Below are 18,156 nucleotides of genomic sequence, written 5' to 3'. Positions count from 1 at the left end.
TTTCCGTTACTGGCGATTGCGACGGGCGCTACGGCCAGCCAGCAACAGGATGAGGACCAACAGGATGCCACCCGGAATCAGCCACAACAGCGACGGCTTGCGCCAGGCGTCGAGGCCCTTGGGTTCTTCGTTGTCGATCAATTGGCTGCCACTTGGATCCTGGGTGTCGAAGGTGGTCAGTGCACCGTTGTCACCGAGGATGGCCACGTCGCCGCGGGTCAGCAGAATCTGTTTGGCGAAGCGTGGCGCGTCATTGCCCAGGGCGCGATAGACCAGACCATGCTGGCCGCCGGCATCCACCACTTGCAACGAGGCCAGGTGGTTGAGGGGATGGATGTCCAACAACATCTGATCCTTGTGATTGATGCGCAAGCGACCCTGATCATCGACCTGCACCGATTCCTTACTGTCCTTGACCGGCAGCTCGAAGGCGAGAAAGGCTTTGTCCGGCGTGACCGAAACCTTTGGGTCGGCGCTGACGTTCAGTTGCGCCCGCAGCGGCGAAACACCGACGGCGTCAGCCACCGAAATAACCTGCGGCAAGCTGCTCGCCGGATGATCGAGGTAGGCCTGTGGTACGAGAATTTGCGTGTCCATGGCAAAGCGCGCGGCCATGCCGGAGAAGTCATCAGCCAGCGCGGTTTTTTCCAGCACGATGTGGCTGGTCGGCAGCACCGAGACCGGGAAGGCCTGTGGCGTTTCCAGGCAACGATCGCTGACCGGCTGACGCTGGAACGACACGCGCAGCACATTCTTCGAACCCAGGGCGTAACGCGGGATACGTGCTTCGATGCGTTGCTGTTCACCGTTGGCCACGAGCTGTTGCGCGCCAATCAGGTAATCGTTGAGAAACAGCGAGGCCACCGGCGCGGTGTCAGAGGCACCGGGGGCGGCAGACACATCGACCACCGCCTTCACCGGCAGGCGACCGTCGTAGGCCACGCTACCCAGAGGGAACGAGGTGCTCCAATCGGATTTGGCCAGCACTTCAATGGCGTCGGGGTTTCCGCCCAGGCGCGACAAGGCCACACGACCGTCGGCGCTCAATGGCATTTGTGCTTCGCTGACCGTCAATTGGCGGCTGCGTGCCAGTGCGTTCCAGGCAGTGCTGAACAGCGCCAGAGCCTTGCCGGTTGCTTGCGGCGCGATCATCAGCACCGGGCGGGTGCCCAGCAATGCCAGGCGCACGTTGTCAGTGCCGGTGGCGGCCAGACCTGCATTGATATGCCGCTCACGCCATTGCGCGAAGGCGCTGGCGGCTGTGGCATCGAGGCCTTGAATCTGGCTCTGCAGCGCGTCCAGCGATTCATTGACGGCTTTGAGCAGTTGCGGGTCGTTGATTGCCAGATCCGCCTGGACGTTCGGCGTCTGCCCCAACATCAACAGCGCACCGATTTGCGCTGGGTTCGCCAGAACGTGCGAGCCTTTGCCGTTAAGGCTGGCGAACGCTGGAATAGTCTGCAGTTCGGCCGGGATGCGCAGGCCGGTCAGGTCGACAGTGTCTTGTACGGCGGGGAAGGGCAGAACGCGGCTGTGCTTGCCAATCCGCTCCAGTGCCACACCGAGACGCCAGGCCGCATCGTAGCTGTCGGCGGACAAGGTGCCCGGCGCGACCATGATCCCCGGTTTGCCAGGCAATGCCGTCCAGGCAGCACCGACGTCCTGTAACTGGCTGGCGTCATAGCTGTAATTGAGGCGAGTGTCCGGTTCGATACGCAATACATTGCCGATCGCGCGTTCGTCTTCGCACAACACACGGGACACGACTGACGACCAGGCAATGCCCAGACGCAGCGAGCCGCTATCACGCGCTTGCTTGCCCACGCCCAGTGTGGCGCTGGCATCACCTTGGGCTTCGCTGAGCCCTTCGGCGCGCACGGGATAGCCGTCCAGCGACAGCAGCAATGTGTTGCGTCCGCCTTCACCATTCAGGTAGCTGGCGTCGAAATTCAGTGTGGCATCCGTCAACGGCACACCCGCCGGCACTGGCAAATACAATTCGCGGCGGGCATCGGTGGAGCCGAGGATGATCGGTGCATCGATCCCCAGATCGCTCAAGCGGATCTCACGCTCTTGTCGGGTGTCGGCGTTGAGCCGGTTGATCGCCTGGGTGAGCGGGCTGTCCGCGGCCAAGGCAAAGGTCGGCATGAGCGCGAGCAGGCTCACGCCACAGGCAAGGGCGCTGAGCGTGCCCGTATGGATGGCAACGGAAGACTTCATTCAGGTAGATCTCGAGCTGATAAGGGGAGGAGCGGTTTGGTTTATTGAGAGGTAAAAGCCGGGTAGTTTTTCTCGGGCACAGGCACCGCTGACGGGTAGTGCAGAAACTTGGGCAAGGGTTGCCCGGCCACGACGAAATCATCGACCGGGCGCCCCATCAGGGCATCGACGATGCGCGCACTGGCCTTGCCATCGCCGTAAGGGTTGGCCGCCTGGGAGCATCGGCGCCACAACAGGTCGTCATCGAACAATGCGTTGACGCCAGCGATGATCGAGTCCGGCGAGGTGCCGACCAGGCGCACAGTGCCCGCCGCGACAGCTTCCGGGCGTTCGGTCACATCACGCATGACCAGCACCGGCTTGCCCAGGGACGGTGCTTCTTCCTGCACGCCACCGGAGTCAGTGAGGATCACATGCGCCCGTTGCATCAGGCGCACGAAGGCCAGGTAGTCCAGCGGATTGATCAGGTGCACGTTGGGCAGATCGCCCAACTGCTCGGTGACCGGGCCCAGGACGTTGGGGTTCAAATGCACCGGATAGACGATCTGGATATCAGCGCGTCGGGCCAGGTGGCTTAAGGCCTTGCAGATATCGAGGAATCCTTCGCCGAAGTTTTCCCGGCGATGCCCGGTGACCAGCAGCACCTTGCGACCGGTTTGCAGGAACGAGAACTGCCGGTCCAGGCTTGCACGCAGGTCTGCGTCCTGCTCGATACGTCGCGCTGTCATCTGCAACGCGTCGATCACCGTATTGCCGGTCACGAAGGTGCGACCTTGAAGTCGTTCGTCGAGCAGGTTCTGGCGCGACTCGAGGGTCGGCGCAAACAGCATGTCCGCACCGAGGTCGATGCAGCGGCGGTTCATTTCTTCCGGCCACGGGCTGTAGATATCACCGGTTCGCAGCCCGGCTTCGACATGACCGACCGGAATGCGTCGATGGAACGCAGCCATTGAGGCAACCATGGCCGAAGTGGTGTCGCCATGTACCAGCACCCGGTCCGGGCGGGTCATTTCCAGCACCGGGTCAATCGCCCCGTAAAGCGCCGCAGTCAACGAGTTGAGCGACTGGTGCGGCGTCATCACATCGAGGGTGTAATCGGCCTTGAGGTCAAACAGATCCAGCACCTGTTTAAGCATGCTTTGATGTTGGCCGGTAATGCATATCTGCGAATGAATGCCAGGTTCCGCAGCGAGGGCTTTGACCAAAGGCGCCATCTTGATGGCTTCTGGACGGGTACCGAAGATCGAAAGAATTTTAATCTTTGAATGATGGCGAACGATGATGTCTTCCTTGCGCAGTTTTAGTGCGCAGCACAATAGCTGGCCCAAGTTTTATTGAAACTTGAGCAAGCTAGCGTTGTTTGAATTTAGTAAAGGCCGGGTAATCAGTGTGAGATCTGATGTTCACTTCATGTGAGGTATGTGTCGCCTGGGGAAACCCGGAACTGGCCGGATTATTAGCATCGAAGGCGAATATTTTAAAGTGTTATATCTGTTTTTTAATTAAATAATCAAGCTTGGAACTTTTATATTTGTGGTCGGTCTTTTCTGGTTTCTTGTAATTTGTTGGCGGTTTTTTTAGATTATTATTTAATGTCCAACTTGTTGTTTTTTCTTGTTATTTTATAATTTTAGTCCGTTCGTCAGTGTGATTGAATTACTCATTGGTGGTAATGGTCGCGGTCTACGTAGTAGATCGACACGTCCTCGGGGTAATAGTTGTGGCGGTCACTAAAATGACGCCTGAATATTGTCGTCTTGAAGTAAGACTTTTTTGGGGCAGTAGCTTTTTTACGCATGCGACACTGCGCATTAGTAGCGTTAGGGATATTCAATTTGGAAAAAACTTCGCCGACATATTGGATCCGTGATGCACCGCAGCTTTTGGCCGACAAATGCCGGTGCGTAGATTGTGCTCTCCGTATTTATTTTCGTCCTCACCAAATAGCGTAGACCGATACTGACACATACAGCAGAGCAATCGAAGTATCCCAATTGCTACCGGGTTGTTGTGGTTGCCCTGCTTACGTTGTTAATCCCCCTATAGGCATTTTTACGAGAAAAGTGGTTCCGCGCTCTCTGTCGGAAGTCACATCTATAGTCCCCAAGTGCGCAGCCACGATCTCGGAAGCGATGTACAGACCTAGGCCAAGGCCAGTGCTAGGACCTAGATCAAGAGACGCGTGCTGAGAGAAACGTCCCATGGGGTTAAAGATGAAGGGCAGAATGTCCTCCGGGATAGGCTCGCCGAGATTATGGACGACGAACACGACGCTGCTGTCAGATACCTCCAGTGAAACCTTAATCGGGAAACGCAGATCACCATGCTGCACGGCATTGCTGAGCAGATTGGAAAACACCTGTTCCATGCGGGCGCCATCGAATTCACCGCGAGCCGACGCCCCCACTTTGAAAACAATATCCGCGCTTGAATGAAAAGTGCGGATCTCTTCAACTATTCGTATGCATAGTGGAGTTAGGTCGATGTCTTCCTTTTTGATGGGAATCCCAGGGCCCATTTGGCAGCGGGTTAGATCCAGCAAGTCGCCAACGATCCGGCTAGCTCGACTTACGCTGGTGTATATCCCCGATGCAATTTTAGTCTCCCGCGCCCCCAGCTCATCCGAGCGCCGCAAAACATCGGCACCCAGCAAAATAGCCCCCAGTGGCGTGCGCAAATCATGGCCAAGGATGCCTAAAAAAACGTTGCGTGAGGCCTCCACTACACGCGAGTAGCTAGCAATAGACTCAGCGAGCGCCTGGTCTATGGCTTCGTTGAAGCGAATCATATCGTCCACTTCCAAAACTGTCCCTGCCTTCATCTGCCCCAGCCATTGACTGAGTACGCTTGTCCTCAGCGCTCGATATTCAGATACCATCTGATCCAGCGTGAACCCCGCCATTAAACGCGTTACTGCATGGGTTTCCGCAGGGGTTTCCAGCTCCTCCATAGGAGCATTACCCTGGGCCTTGGCGATTTGCTCTTGCGCAGACTGGTAGGTGCACAGGTCTATCGCTATTGCACGCAGCATCTGTTCGGCGTGATCCCGTAGAGCCTTGGGGTCCAGTGCTTCGCCGGGGACCTCAATGGTTCTTGCGAAGTCTTCCCAAGCTTGGAGAGTTGGCTCAAGGTTCTTGATGATGAAGTCAGATAGGCGCATGCCAGTGATCCTGATTATGGAGTCGTAATCGAGGTCGAAAACGGGAACGAAACAGCACAAGCTGAATTAGAGCATCGATTCGGCCGCCTGGCATGGTTTGTCTACATCGAGAGCCTGCGCTACCAACGCAAAATCTCAGCCCCCCTGCGCTTTACTAGTGCATCAAGTGTTGCCGCTGACCGAAAACTGACCCAGTAAAGGCTGTTCTGCCGACTTAAAACTGACCCAGGTGTTCAACTGCTTCTGCTCAATTTTTGAGCAGGAGCACACAGGGTGATCAGCATGGAAATGATGGGCAAAATTCGGCGCATGTATTTTCGCGACATGCTGTCGCTGCATCAGATAGCCAAGCGAACCGGGCTGTCGGGAAACACCATACGGAAATGGGTCAGAGCGCCCGAAGCTACTCAGCCGGCGTACCAGCGGTGCGCAGCCTTCAACAAACTCAGTCCATTTCACGAGACGCTGGAGCAGGCGCTCAAGACAGATTCGTTTCGGGCAAAGCACAACCGCAGGAGCGCCACAGCACTCTTTGAGCAGATCAAGGCCGAGGGTTACGACGGCGGCTACAGCCAGCTCACAGCGTTTGTACGCTCGTGGCGAGGTGAGCAAGGCAAGTCTTTGCGCGCCTTTGTACCGTTGACGTTCGCACTCGCAGAGGCCTTTCAGTTCGACTGGAGCGAAGAAGGTCTTCTGATTGGCGGCCTGTTCCGACGCATCCAGGTGTCCCACATGAAGCTGCATATTGGACGGGGCCATGTCACGGACTTGGTTAAGCCCTCGGTATCCTAGAACATGGCGGCGACGCTCGAGAGCGGTGCCGGCAGAGACTGCGGAACATGCATGGAAAAAGTTCTTGTTATGCCACCAGCTGGTGGCGCGTCGTTATGACATCAGTCGGGAGGCACAGGACGCGTACGCGCTGCAGTCACAAAAGCGGACCGCGGCTGGCGTGAAGGTCTGGCCTCTTGCCAGCCCTACCGGTGAGCCATTCAAGAGTTAGTTCGAGAAGAGAAGATGAATAACAAAACAACTCAGGTGGTGGTCGGGTTGGCCATGTCAACAACTTGATCTACCTAGACTGGTGTCAGGAGGCGCGTAGTCGTCATTTCGCACTGGTGGCCGGTCATTTTCCAGGACAGGGCGGGATTGGACTGGTGGTGCGCTCGGTCGAGTTCACCTATCACAAGTCGATGTTACTGGGTGAACAGACCCTGATAACCACTCGTCTCAAGCGGATAGGGAGTACTAGCTTCGTGCAAGAGTACGCAATATGGAACGGCGAACTGTGTGGCGAAGGGGCTGTAACCTGTGTGTTTTACGATGTTCAGGCCGGCACCAAGGCGAACCCGTGTCAGGCGCTACGGAATGCAATGATTGTGCGTGAGCCGCTGCTCGGATCACCGGCAGGTCTCCAAGTGGAAGAGATCGATTGATGACCAATGCCCAGCATGTTGCGTTAATAACAATGGCCAGCGATTAATCCGCTTTCCATTCGACAGCGATACTCCATCATCGACGAACTCGACGAGTCAAACTCAATATCGGTTTCCTCTGCCCGTTTTTATCATTCATTGGCACCACGTTCATGAGATCAACGATTAAGGAGCCAGACTCGTCCACTGCGATATGCCCTGAAACTTCTCCTACCCTCCAGATTCTCAGCTTCCTTGGCCGTCCTGGAGGGCCACTGGTTCTGCGCAGCAAACAACTTGGCTGATTGCCTCAGGATGACGTTTATATCTCGCGCACCTGTCGAAAGACTGCAATTTGCTTAACCCTCACGCAATCACATCCATTAAAAAAAGCGGCCCTTTGGCACCTATAACATCGTTTCTCGGAGGCGCTGCTTTTCACTATATTGGCCGTCAGATCCGGTGAGTGACTCAACATTCGCCACCCTCAGTGCGAGTAGTCTTAATGAATAAAAAACCAGGCAACGCAGGGTTTGTAAATGCCGGTGCGGGAACCCGCGCAGTGTGGGGCGGGGAGCAAGTCAGGCATCCCTACAATGCGACTCAAACGCCGATCGTGGTCAGTGCCGCTTACGGTTATGACGACATTGATGTCTGGTACGACGTGGCGTTGGGCAAGGCCCCTGGATTTATTTACAGCCGCATGAGCAACCCGACAGTCGAGACTCTCGAGGCAAAGATTCGCGAGTTGGAGCTGGCCGAATCAGCCGTGGCTTTCAGCAGCGGAATGGCGGCGATCAGCAGTGTGCTTTACACCTTCCTGGCCAATGGCGATCGTGTGGTGTCGACCAAGGACAGCTACGGCGGCACCAACAAGATTTTCGAAGAATTCCTGCCACGTACCGGTGTGAACGTGACGTTGTGCGAGACGTTCGATCACGAAGAAATCGAACGTGAAATCGCCAAAGGTTGCCAATTGGTGTACCTGGAAACGCCGACCAACCCGACGCTGAAAATACTCGATATCGAGCGTCTGGTGGCTGCAGCCAAGCGTGTCGGTGCCACGGTGGTGGCGGATAACACCGTCGCCACGCCGTTGAATCAGAACCCGCTGGGGCTGGGGGTGGATGTGGTCATTCACAGTGCCACCAAATTTCTCAGCGGCCATGGCGACGTGCTGGGCGGCCTGGTGTGCGGTAGTGAATCGCTGATGGCCAAGGTTCGTCATTACCGGGAAATCAACGGTGCAGCGCTTGACCCGTTCTCTGCCTACATGATCATTCGCGGTATGAAAACCCTGGTGCTGCGCATGCGTCAGCAGCAAAACAGTGCCCGTGTACTGGCCGAGTACCTCTGCGTCGAACCGTTGGTGGAGTCGGTCAATTATCCCGGTTTGCCCGGCCATCCGAATCATGCGGTGGCGTGCGCGCAAATGTCCGGCTTCGGTGCAATCGTCAGCTTTGTTGTGGCGGGCGGCATGGACACGGTGAAGGTGCTCTTGCCACGACTGCGATTCGCCCACTGCGCTGGCAATCTCGGTGCGGTGGAAACCATCTACGGTCCCGCGCGAACCACCAGCCATGTCGAGAACACGCAGGAGGAACGACTGGCCCTGGGTATTTCAGAAGGGCTGGTGCGGATATCTGTCGGCATCGAAGACACCGACGATCTGCTCGACGACCTGAAACAGGCGTTCGCATTTGTCAGAGGGTCTGGCAACGAACCCGCACAATCAAATACGCAGCTTTCAATCAATGAAGGTTGCGCCGAAATTACAAACTGAAGCATTAGCGTAAAACCTCACTGCAAGGAGGTGAGTGGGGCGTTCATGAAGTGGAATAATAATAAAACTTAGTGGCGATCTGTTTTTACTCTGCCGAGTCAATCATCGCAGACGTTAATTCGTGCCCTAATAACTTTCATGAGAACAACCATGTCCATAAAAGAAGAACAACTTAATACACATTCCGGTTTTAAACAGGAAATGCAGACACGGCATATTGTCATGTTGGCATTAGGCGGCGTCATTGGTACCGGGCTGTTTCTCACGTCCGGGTACACGGTTAACCAGGCCGGTCCCTTGGGAGCGGTGATCGCTTACATTATCGGCGCGCTCATGGTTTACATGGTGATGATGTGCCTGGGCGAATTGGCGGTGCAGATGCCGGAAACCGGTTCATTCAGTACTTACGCCACCCGTTATCTCGGGCCTGGAACCGGCTATACCGTGGCTTGGTTGTATTGGCTGACCTGGACGGTGGCCATCGGTTCCGAATTCACCGCTGCCGGCATCTTAATGGCGCGTTGGTTCCCGGATACACCGGTATGGATCTGGAGTGCCTTGTTTGCAGGCCTGGTGTTTCTGATCAATGTGATTTCGGTGCGTCTGTTCGCTGAGACCGAGTTCTGGTTATCTTTGGTTAAGGTGGTGACCGTAATAGTGTTTCTGATGATCGGCGGTGGCGCAATTCTCGGTCTGCTGCACATCGAGCAGGGCCACAGTATCGGGTTGAGCAACTTTACTCGCGAAGGACTTTTTCCTACCGGAATCATGCCGATAGCAATGACGTTGCTGGCGGTGTCTTTTGCGTTCTCCGGCACTGAATTGATCGGTATTGCCGCTGGGGAAACCAAGGACCCGCAGCGCAACGTACCGCGTGCCATTCGCACGACGGTGCTGCGCCTGGCGATCTTTTTCGTGGGGACCATTTTCGTCCTTGCGACACTATTGCCCCGAGAACAGGCCGGTCTCGTCGAGAGTCCATTCGTCACTGTGTTCACTTACATTGGGATTCCGTATTCGGCAGACATCATGAACTTTGTGATCATCAGTGCCTTGCTGTCAGCCGCCAACTCCGGTTTGTATGCCGCGTCACGGATGCTCTGGACGCTGAGTGATCAGGGTCATCTGCCCAAGCGGTTCTCGGCCCTGACTCGCATGGGTACGCCGCTCAACGCCATTATCGTCAGCATGGCGGGTGGGGCTGCCTCGTTGCTCAGCAGCGTGTTTGCCGCCGACACTATCTATCTGGCGCTGGTGTCGATCTCCGGATTGGCGGTCGTTGTGGTCTGGATGAGCATAGCCGCGAGCCAGATTGCTTTTCGCCGTCACTTTGTGGCCAACGGCGGTGACATCCGCGACTTGAAATTCCGTGTCCGGGGTTATCCATGGGTGCCGTTGGGAGCGCTGGTCTGCTGCAGTCTGGCATGTGTGGGGATTGCGTTCGATCCGGAGCAGCGAGTGGCGTTGTACTTCGGTTTGCCATTCATCGCCTGGTGCTATTTCGTGTATTACATTACCCGTAAAAGCCGCGAGCAACGCTTGTCGGTTGTCCCCTTGCCACAACCGTCCGACGCGATCTAGTCAGCGTCGACGGGATGGGCAAGCGTGCTCGGTGGAGGGGGCGTCCAAGAGGTTCAAGCCATGAAGCAAAAGACGCTACCCCCATTGAACTGGCTGCGGGCATTCGAGGTGTCTGCCCGCTGTTTGAACTTCACCCATGCCGCCGAAGAGCTGTTTTTGACCCAGGGGGCGGTCAGTCAGCAGATCCGGCAACTGGAGAGCCATCTTGGGGTGGCGCTCTTCAAACGCTTGCCACGCGGCTTGGGACTGACCGAGGAAGGCCAGGCATATCTGCCAGTGGTGCAGGATGCGATCACGCGACTGGCAGTGGGGACCAACGAAATTTTCGGCCAGCACAAACGTCGGCCGATCAAGGTGCGCGGCAGCCTGGCGTTTTTCGTGCATTGGCTGGCGCCCAAGCTGGCGGGGTTTAGCCAGGCGCATCCACATGTCGATATCCGATATATAAGCAATATCTGGGTAAAGGAACTGGACGGTGAGGATGACATGGAAATTCGCTGGGGCCACGGTCAATGGCCCGGCCTTGTGTCGCAGCGCCTGAGCTGGGACACGCTGTTCCCGGTCTGCTCGCCGGACCTGATGGCGATGTCACCGCTGACGGTACCTGCTGATGTGTCGCACCATCCGCTGTTGCATGTTTTGGGTTACGAAGAGGGTTGGGGTTACTGGTTGAACATGGTCGGTGCGGATACCGTCGACTCCTCGACGGGTATGCAGTTCGACACATTGATCTCCACTTTGCGCATGGCCGAGCTAGGGCAGGGGATTGCCCTGGCGCGGTCCTCGATGGTGGAGGAGATGCTTCAGGACGGACGGTTGGTCGAACCCTTTACCCTGCGTATTGAAGCCAGCGAGTCTTTTTACCTTGTGCGCGGTTCCGGGGCCGAGCAGCACCCCGACGCGGTGAAATTTTCCACCTGGCTTGTCGAGCAGGCACATCGTTTCAAATGAATGGCCGGAGCCAACCATGCGTTATGTGAGTACCCGAAATTCGACTGTGCAGGTCGACTTCGAACAGGTCGTATTGTCTGGAATTGCCGACGACGGTGGGCTGTTCGTACCGCTCGAACTGCCGCTGTTTGAATCGCATGACATCGCCAACTGGTCGACCCTGCCCTATGACGAACTGGCTTACAGGGTGATCAGTCCGTTTGTGGGTGAGTCGATCCCCGAGACAGACCTCAAGCGCTTGCTCAAAGAAGCTGGCAGCCAATTCAGCCATCGTTCCCTTGCACCTTTGCATCAGGTCGATCGTAACGAGTGGGTGCTGGAGCTGTTCCACGGGCCGACTCGCTCCTCGAAGGATTTTGCCGCTCAGTTGCAGGCGCGGCTGGTGCCGTATTTTCTGCGCAAGCGTGGGCGTCGCGGGGTGGTGATCGGCGCCACCAACGGCGATACCGGGCTGGCCGCCATTGAGGCGTTCAAGCACTGCGAGGACACCCTGGTGATGGTGTTTTACCCGGAGGCGGGCGTGCCTCGGGACCAACTCCAGCATCTGCAAGCAGCCGCGCACCCAAGGGTTCATCAGTTCGCAGTGAATGGCAGCTTCGACGAATGCCAGACCATTGTCACCCGGCTGTTCCGACAATGGCCGTATGCGCAGTACGAGGTGATCGGTTTCAACTCCAGTAATTGGGTCAGTGTGTTGGCGCAACTGGTGTTTTACTTCCACGCCGTGTTGCAACTGGGCGGTGGTCAACGTCCGATCGGTTTCAGCGTACCAGCGGCGAGTTTTGCCGAGGTGTATGCAGGCTACATCGCACAAAAAATGGGCCTGCCGATTACCCAGATGATTGTTGCAACCAACCAGAATGATGCGTTGCATCAGTTGTTTCAGAAGAACTACTACAGCAGGTCACGAGCCAACAAGACGTTGTCACCGGCCATGGACCTATCGATTTTTTCCAATCTGGAACGGTTCCTTTGGGAGTTATACGGGCGTGACGACCAGGCGGTGTGTGCTCTGATGGAGAGGGTCGAATCCAGCGGCGAGATCGTCATTGCCAACGAGTTCTGGTTGAAGGCGCGGATGATCATCGACTCCTACGCGGTCAGTGATGAGCAGACGCTGAAGGAGATTACTTCGCTGTATCGCGACACCGGATACGTCATCGACCCGCATACGGCCACTGGTGTGCTGGCCGCCCGGCTATATCGGCGAAGCCTGGTGGCGCCAATGGTGACTCTGGGGGAAATCTCACCGGTCAAGTCGGCGGCACTGCTTGGCGAGTTGGGCATCAGTGTCGCGAGGCCGCAACCTGGGGTCGCGACGCAAGGGCAGGCGCAGGTTTACCGGATTGAGCCGGACGACCTAGACACCATCCATGAGCTGCTCGGCGCGCTGTGATGGCGCGGAAACAGGAGGCCAAGTGAAGCGAATTCTGGACCCTCTCGATGAACACATCATTGCGGAACTACAGCTCAATGCCAGGGCTGCACATGCCGAGCTGGCAGCCAAGGTCAACCTGTCACGCAATGCGGTACGTCAGCGCATCGAACGACTTGAACGCGACGGGGTAATACAGGGATATACGGTGAAAACCGGGGAGGGACGACAAGCCGCTTCGAACATCAACGCTGTGATTTTCGTTTACCGCTACGACCGGATGCGTGGCGCAGATGTACTGCAAGCGCTGCGGGAAATTCCAGAAGTCCTCCAGTGCGATGTGATGAGCGGCGAGTTCGACCTGATGCTGCGGGTCGGCGCGGCTAGCCCACAGCGGGTGCACAAGGTTTGGACCGAAATTGCCGCATTGCCCGGCGTGGAAAACACGGTGACTTCCTTCGTATTGTCGTCTGTCGTGTAGCCGTTTTTAGTGCAGCCAAAAGCCAACCTGTATTGGCTTTTTTTACGCCTGAAGCTTTGCTCTGACTCTGGTCAAAACGCCCACAAAATAGAGCAAATTGGCCTATTTAACTGCCCTGGCCTCACCCCTAACCTAGTACTCAACAACCCATCACCTGGATCAGGGGCATAACAAAATGACTGAATACAAATTGGCGCTGGTTGGATTTGGCGGTGTTAACCGGGCGTTGGCTCAACTGATTGCCGAACGTAACGAACAGTGGAAGACAGAATTGGGTTTCACCCTGAAAATTGTCGGTGTGACTGACTTGTTTCTTGGTTCGGTGATTGGCCGCGAAGGGCTGGACGCCGATATGCTTGCCCAATTACCGGCAGTCAAAGGTGCAATGGCGCAACTGTCGGGTGGCGATGTCATAGCCCTCAATGAAGCGGTGATCAAGGATTCCGGAGCGGACATCATTGTTGAAGCCACCTTTACCAACCCGGTAGACGGTGAGCCGGCAACTTCGTTCTGCCGTTGGGCGCTAGAGGGTGGCCAGCATGTCGTCACCACCAACAAGGGACCCATTGCCTTGCACGGTAGCGAGCTCAAAGCACTGGCTCGACGCAACAACGTCGCATTTGAGTACGAAGGTTCGGTGATGAGTGGCACGCCAGTCATTCGTCTGGCCAAGCAGGCGCTGGCCGGTAGTTCCATTGTCGGTTTTGAAGGCATTCTCAATGGCACGTCCAACTTCGTGCTCACCAGTATGGAAGGCGGCCTTAGGTTTGCCGAGGCCGTCGTCAAGGCTCAGGAACTGGGCTACGCCGAAGCCGACCCGACAGCCGATGTCGAGGGGCATGACGTGCGCCTCAAGGTGGTGATCCTGGCCAACGAACTGCTGGATGCCAAGCTCACTGTCAGCGACGTCACGTGCAGCGGCATTTCATCCCTCAGCCTTGGCGACATCGGAAAAGCCCGGCAGGACGGCGCTCGCTGGAAGCTGATCGGATCGGCAGTGCGCCATGCCGACGGCTCGATCAGTGCCAATGTCGAACCGCGGCTGTTGAACAATGACCATCCGCTGGCCAGTGTTGGCGGTGCGACCAATGCGGTGTCGTTTACCAGCGAACTGCTCGGTGCGGTGACAATTTCGGGGCCGGGAGCCGGGCGTACGGAAACGGCGTTTGCGCTGCTCTCCGACATCATCAGCATTCATCAATCCATTGCACGCAACCAGGAGTAACGCCTGTGAAATTATCGCGCCTGGTTCTAAATGTCATGGAGCCGCCCATTGAAGTCTTTAACGCCTATGACGGTTCCGTCATCGGCAGCGTAACAAATGTCTGTGCGTCGCAAGTTCCGCAGTTGTTGGAGACGGGACGCAGCGGTGCACTAGAGTGCGCCGCGTTAGCGCGTCATCGTCGGGCTCGAATTCTGGAGCAAGCCGCAATCAACATCGAACGTGATGCCGATATGTTTGCCAGGCTGATTGTCGACGAGGCCGGGAAGACCCTCAAACAGGCGGAAAAGGAGGTCAAGCGTTGCGTCAACACCCTCAAGCTGTCGGCCGAGGAGGCCAGGCGCAATGCCGGGGAGGTGGTGCCTTTTGACGCTTATGAAGGTTCCGAATCGCGTCAGGGCTGGTTTTCCCGTGAACCTCTGGGTCTTATTGTTGCGATCACGCCGTACAACGATCCGTTGAACCTGGTGGCGCATAAACTCGGACCGGCCATTGCGGGCGGTAACGCGGTGATTCTCAAACCATCCGAGCTCGCGCCATTGTCGGCGATTAAATTGGTGTCTTATCTGGTCGCAGCGGGCTTGCCTGAATCAGTGGTTACAGTGGCCACCGGCGGCGCGGAACTGGGCAAGGCGTTAGTCGCCGCCCGTGAGGTACGGATGATTTCCTTCACCGGCGGTTTCGTCACCGCAGAGCAGATCGCCCGCACGGCTGGGTTGAAGAAACTGGCTATGGATCTGGGCGGCAATGCGCCGGTAATCGTCATGGACGATTGCGACCTTGAGGCGGCTGTCGAGAGTTGTGTGTCCGGAGCGTTTTGGGCCGCGGGGCAGAACTGCGTAGGCACCCAGCGCTTGCTGATTCAGGCGTCGATTTATGAAGCGTTCCGAGAGCGTTTTGTCAGTCAAGCCCGTGCGCTTGTGGTCGGCAATCCATTACTGGCCGATACCGATATCGGCCCCATGATTACTGCGCAAGCCGCGCAGAATGCCGAGCAAGTGGTGAACGAGGCCTTGCAAGAGGGCGCCACGTTGCTCTGCGGCCATCGGCGTGAAGGATCGTGCTATGCCGCCACCGTATTGGAAAATGTCGATCACGCCAGTCGACTCTGGCGCAATGAAGTCTTCGCTCCGGTGGTGGTATTGCAGTGCTTTGAGTCTTTCGACGAAGCCATCGATTTGGCCAATGAACCCGAATACAGCCTGCATGCGGGGATCTTCACCAATGATCTGGCAACGGCGATGAGCGCCGCACGAAGGATCGAAGCCGGAGGGGTAATGATCAACGACTCTTCCGACTACCGCTTCGATGCGATGCCGTTTGGCGGTTCGAAGTACGGTAGCCTGGGCCGGGAAGGCGTGCGATTTGCCTATGAGGAAATGACTCAGCCCAAGGTGGTGTGCTTGAACACGTTGCGCTAGTCGATGCGCGGCAACTGTATCGGGTCGTATGGCGTTGGGTCGGTTTTGTCACCGCCCCAATGCGTTTTGCTGAATGTGGAGTCTTCACTCGCATGAGAATAGAACCTACTGCGGAGTTCATTAGGCAGTCTAAGAGAAACGCTGAAAAAGACTTCCAGGTTTGGTGAAATACGCTCCTCACATGAACAGAACGGTTGAGCCCCGATGAAACAGATGTCCTTCGCCGATGCCGAGTATGCCGGCAAGCGTAAGTAGACCCGCCGCGAGCGCTTCCAGCCATCCTGACCATGCGTCGTATCCGTCCGGCGAAGTCATCTATCCCGGCCTGCAAAGCCAAGACATGGTGTGCACTTAAATTAAGTGGACACCAGTTCTAGCCTTTTAAGCGGGTCTTTCATGCAGCCACAACGCCGTTCCTACTCCAAATCCTTCAAGGCCCAGGTCATTCAAGAGTGTGCCCAGCCCGGTGCCTCGATTGCCAATGTCGCGCTGACCCACAGCCTCAACGCGAACCTCGTCCATAAATGGATTCGAGTGCAAACGCAGAAAACCATGGCGCTGCAACCTGCTTTCATTCCGCTGCCCATGCAGCCTATCGGGGCAAGGTCGGAAGCCGCGTCATTGACTATCTGCCTCGAAATCCCACACCCGCGCGGCACGATCAAAGTGAACTGGCCAGCCGACAGCGCAGCCGCTTGCGCGACCTTTCTTCGAGACCTGTTGCGATGATCCGCATCGACTCTATCTGGCTCGCCACCGAGCCCATGGATATGCGCGCTGGCACTGAAACCGCGCTGGCGCGGGTGGTTGCGGAGTTCGGTGCGGCGAAGCCGCACTGCGCTTATCTGTTTGCCAATCGCCGCGCCAATCGCATAAAAGTGCTGATACACGATGGGATTGGCGTTTGGCTGGCTGCACGCCGGTTGAACCAGGGCAAGTTTCACTGGCCAGGCATTCGACAAGGTCGCGAAGTGGAGCTGGATGCCGAGCAACTTCAGGCCTTGGTGCTCGGCCTGCCTTGGCAACGTGTTGGAACTGGCGGGGCAATCACACTACTTTAAAAACTGTAATTTGCTTCTTGGCTGCTGTTGCGAGCGGTCTGCTTTGGTAAAATCCAAGGCATGACTTCTTCACCCAATCTCGATCAAATGACCCCTGACCAACTGCGTGCATTCGCTGCGCAGTTACTGTCGCAAGTCGACACCATGGGCAAGAAGATCACCCGAGATCAAACGGTGATCGAGAAGCTGACCCACGAGATTGCGCAGCTCAAGCGCTTGAAGTTTGCCAAGCGCAGAGAGCAGATGAATCCTGAGCAGGCCAGCTTGCTCGATGACCTGATCGATACGGATATCGCGGCGATTGAGGCTGAGCTTCAAGCCTTGCAAACGGCTCCAGCACCAACCGAAAAAAAGCAGAAGCCCAAACGCACTGCATTGCCGGCAGAGTTTCCGCGCACGTTGATCCACCATGAACCGGACAACACTCACTGCCCATGTGGCTGCGTACTCAAGCGCATCGGTGAACACATCAGCGAAAAGCTGGACTACACGCCCGGCGTCTTTACCGTTGAACGCCATGTCCGTGGCAAGTGGGTATGCGATGACTGCGAAACGCTGATCCAGGCACCCGTGCCGGCGCAGGTCATCGACAAGGGCATCCCGACGGCCGGGTTGCTGGCCCACGTCATGATCGCGAAGTTTGCTGACCATCTTCCGCTTTACCGTCAAGAGTCGATTTTTGGTCGTGCCGGCTTGGCGATTCCACGTTCAACGTTGGCTCAATGGGTAGGTTTGACGGGCGTGCAGTTGCAGCCTTTGGTCGATGCACTACGCGACGTAGTGCTCGGGCAGCAGGTCGTCCACGCCGATGAAACACCGGTACAGATGCTCGCGCCAGGCTCAAAGAAAACCCACCGCTCATATGTTTGGGCTTACGCCACCAGCCAATTCTGCGAAACGGCAGCTGTCGTCTACGACTTCAGCCCCAGCCGTGCCGGTGAGCATGCTCGCAACTTCCTGCAAGACTGGAGTGGCAAGCTAGTCTGCGATGATTTTGGCGGTTACAAAGCCAGCTTCGAACTCGGCGTGACCGAGATCGGCTGCATGGCTCATGCGCGGCGCAAGTTCTTCGAACTGCACGCCACTAACAAGAGCCAACTCGCCGAGCAGGCCCTGCGTTCCATCCAGTTGCTGTACGAAATCGAGAGTGAAGTCCGCGACCTTGAACCGGATTTACGGCGTCGAATACGGCAAGAAAAAGCCGTCCCGGTGATGGATGCGCTGCATGCCTGGATGAACGTCCAGCGAGATCTTGTGCCCGAGGGTTCGGCTATCAGCAGAGCGTTGGATTACAGCCTGAAACGCTGGGCAGCGCTGTCGCGCTACCTCGATGACGGGGCCGTACCCATCGACAATAATTGGTGCGAGGTGCGACACGAAGTCGCTTAATGAAGTTGTTCCCCTCTGCGGGAACCTCCCGTGTCACCGGGTGAATCTAGAAGGCTGAATCAAGAGCGCCTTCGACAATGTGACGAGGCACCGCAAG

At 56.7% G+C, this 18,156-nt stretch carries 11 protein-coding genes and 5 pseudogenes; 13 read left to right on the top strand and 3 right to left on the bottom strand.

Features of this window, described 5'->3' with window-relative positions; all coding sequences use genetic code 11:
- Positions 1–6: 6 nt before the first annotated feature.
- The 3 genes from E3W21_RS22275 to E3W21_RS22265 form a co-directional block, all read right to left on the bottom strand.
- Positions 7–2,220, bottom strand: a complete 2,214-nt coding sequence (locus E3W21_RS22275; RefSeq protein ID WP_134421863.1) for a cellulose biosynthesis cyclic di-GMP-binding regulatory protein BcsB — start codon at positions 2,218–2,220, stop codon at positions 7–9.
- A gap of 41 nt (positions 2,221–2,261) precedes the next feature.
- The gene (gene wecB, locus E3W21_RS22270; protein WP_371927138.1) at positions 2,262–3,434 is read right to left on the bottom strand and encodes a non-hydrolyzing UDP-N-acetylglucosamine 2-epimerase; all 1,173 of its coding nucleotides are present in this window, start codon (positions 3,432–3,434) and stop codon (positions 2,262–2,264) included.
- 809 nt (positions 3,435–4,243) lie between these two features.
- Positions 4,244–5,380 carry a sensor histidine kinase gene (locus tag E3W21_RS22265; RefSeq protein ID WP_134421862.1) on the bottom strand — a complete coding sequence of 379 codons (1,137 nt, stop codon included), beginning with the start codon at positions 5,378–5,380 and terminating at the stop codon, positions 4,244–4,246.
- 291 nt (positions 5,381–5,671) lie between these two features.
- Between E3W21_RS22265 and E3W21_RS22260 the strand changes: the two are divergent.
- From E3W21_RS22260 to E3W21_RS22200, 13 genes and pseudogenes are all read left to right on the top strand, one after another.
- Positions 5,672–6,133 (top strand): annotated as a pseudogene (locus E3W21_RS22260) (IS21 family transposase); the annotation flags it as partial.
- Positions 6,134–6,248: 115 nt separating this feature from the next.
- Positions 6,249–6,326: pseudogene (locus tag E3W21_RS32430) on the top strand (hypothetical protein); the annotation flags it as partial.
- Between the two features lie 118 nt (positions 6,327–6,444).
- A pseudogene (locus E3W21_RS22255) lies at positions 6,445–6,816 on the top strand (acyl-CoA thioesterase); the annotation flags it as partial.
- A 484-nt stretch (positions 6,817–7,300) separates the two neighbouring features.
- Complete coding sequence (locus E3W21_RS22250) at positions 7,301–8,578, top strand: cystathionine gamma-synthase family protein (protein WP_129444091.1); 1,278 nt, start codon at positions 7,301–7,303, stop codon at positions 8,576–8,578.
- Positions 8,579–8,728: 150 nt separating this feature from the next.
- Entirely contained in the window at positions 8,729–10,159 is a 1,431-nt protein-coding gene (locus tag E3W21_RS22245; RefSeq protein WP_134421860.1) for an amino acid permease, read from the top strand.
- 60 nt (positions 10,160–10,219) lie between these two features.
- Complete coding sequence (locus E3W21_RS22240) at positions 10,220–11,110, top strand: LysR substrate-binding domain-containing protein (protein ID WP_129444087.1); 891 nt, start codon at positions 10,220–10,222, stop codon at positions 11,108–11,110.
- A gap of 16 nt (positions 11,111–11,126) precedes the next feature.
- Positions 11,127–12,506, top strand: coding sequence for a threonine synthase (gene thrC / locus E3W21_RS22235; protein WP_134421859.1), 1,380 nt, complete (start codon positions 11,127–11,129; stop codon positions 12,504–12,506).
- A gap of 22 nt (positions 12,507–12,528) precedes the next feature.
- On the top strand, positions 12,529–12,966 hold the full coding sequence (locus tag E3W21_RS22230) for an Lrp/AsnC family transcriptional regulator (protein WP_129444083.1): 438 nt from the start codon (positions 12,529–12,531) through the stop codon (positions 12,964–12,966).
- A 175-nt stretch (positions 12,967–13,141) separates the two neighbouring features.
- Positions 13,142–14,191, top strand: a complete 1,050-nt coding sequence (locus tag E3W21_RS22225; RefSeq protein ID WP_134421858.1) for a homoserine dehydrogenase — start codon at positions 13,142–13,144, stop codon at positions 14,189–14,191.
- A gap of 5 nt (positions 14,192–14,196) precedes the next feature.
- Positions 14,197–15,609, top strand: coding sequence for an aldehyde dehydrogenase family protein (locus E3W21_RS22220; RefSeq protein ID WP_371927137.1), 1,413 nt, complete (start codon positions 14,197–14,199; stop codon positions 15,607–15,609).
- A gap of 396 nt (positions 15,610–16,005) precedes the next feature.
- Positions 16,006–16,119 (top strand): annotated as a pseudogene (locus E3W21_RS31940) (transposase); the annotation flags it as partial.
- Between the two features lie 14 nt (positions 16,120–16,133).
- The gene (gene tnpB, locus E3W21_RS31935) at positions 16,134–16,670 is read left to right on the top strand and encodes an IS66 family insertion sequence element accessory protein TnpB (RefSeq protein WP_256661618.1); all 537 of its coding nucleotides are present in this window, start codon (positions 16,134–16,136) and stop codon (positions 16,668–16,670) included.
- Between the two features lie 60 nt (positions 16,671–16,730).
- Positions 16,731–18,038, top strand: a pseudogene (locus tag E3W21_RS22200) (IS66 family transposase); the annotation flags it as partial.
- Positions 18,039–18,156 lie beyond the last annotated feature (118 nt).

The organism is Pseudomonas sp. F01002 (assembly GCF_004402115.1).
GTDB classification, from domain to species: Bacteria; Pseudomonadota; Gammaproteobacteria; order Pseudomonadales; family Pseudomonadaceae; genus Aquipseudomonas; species Aquipseudomonas frigoris.
This window is presented reverse-complemented; position numbering and strand designations above follow the sequence as displayed.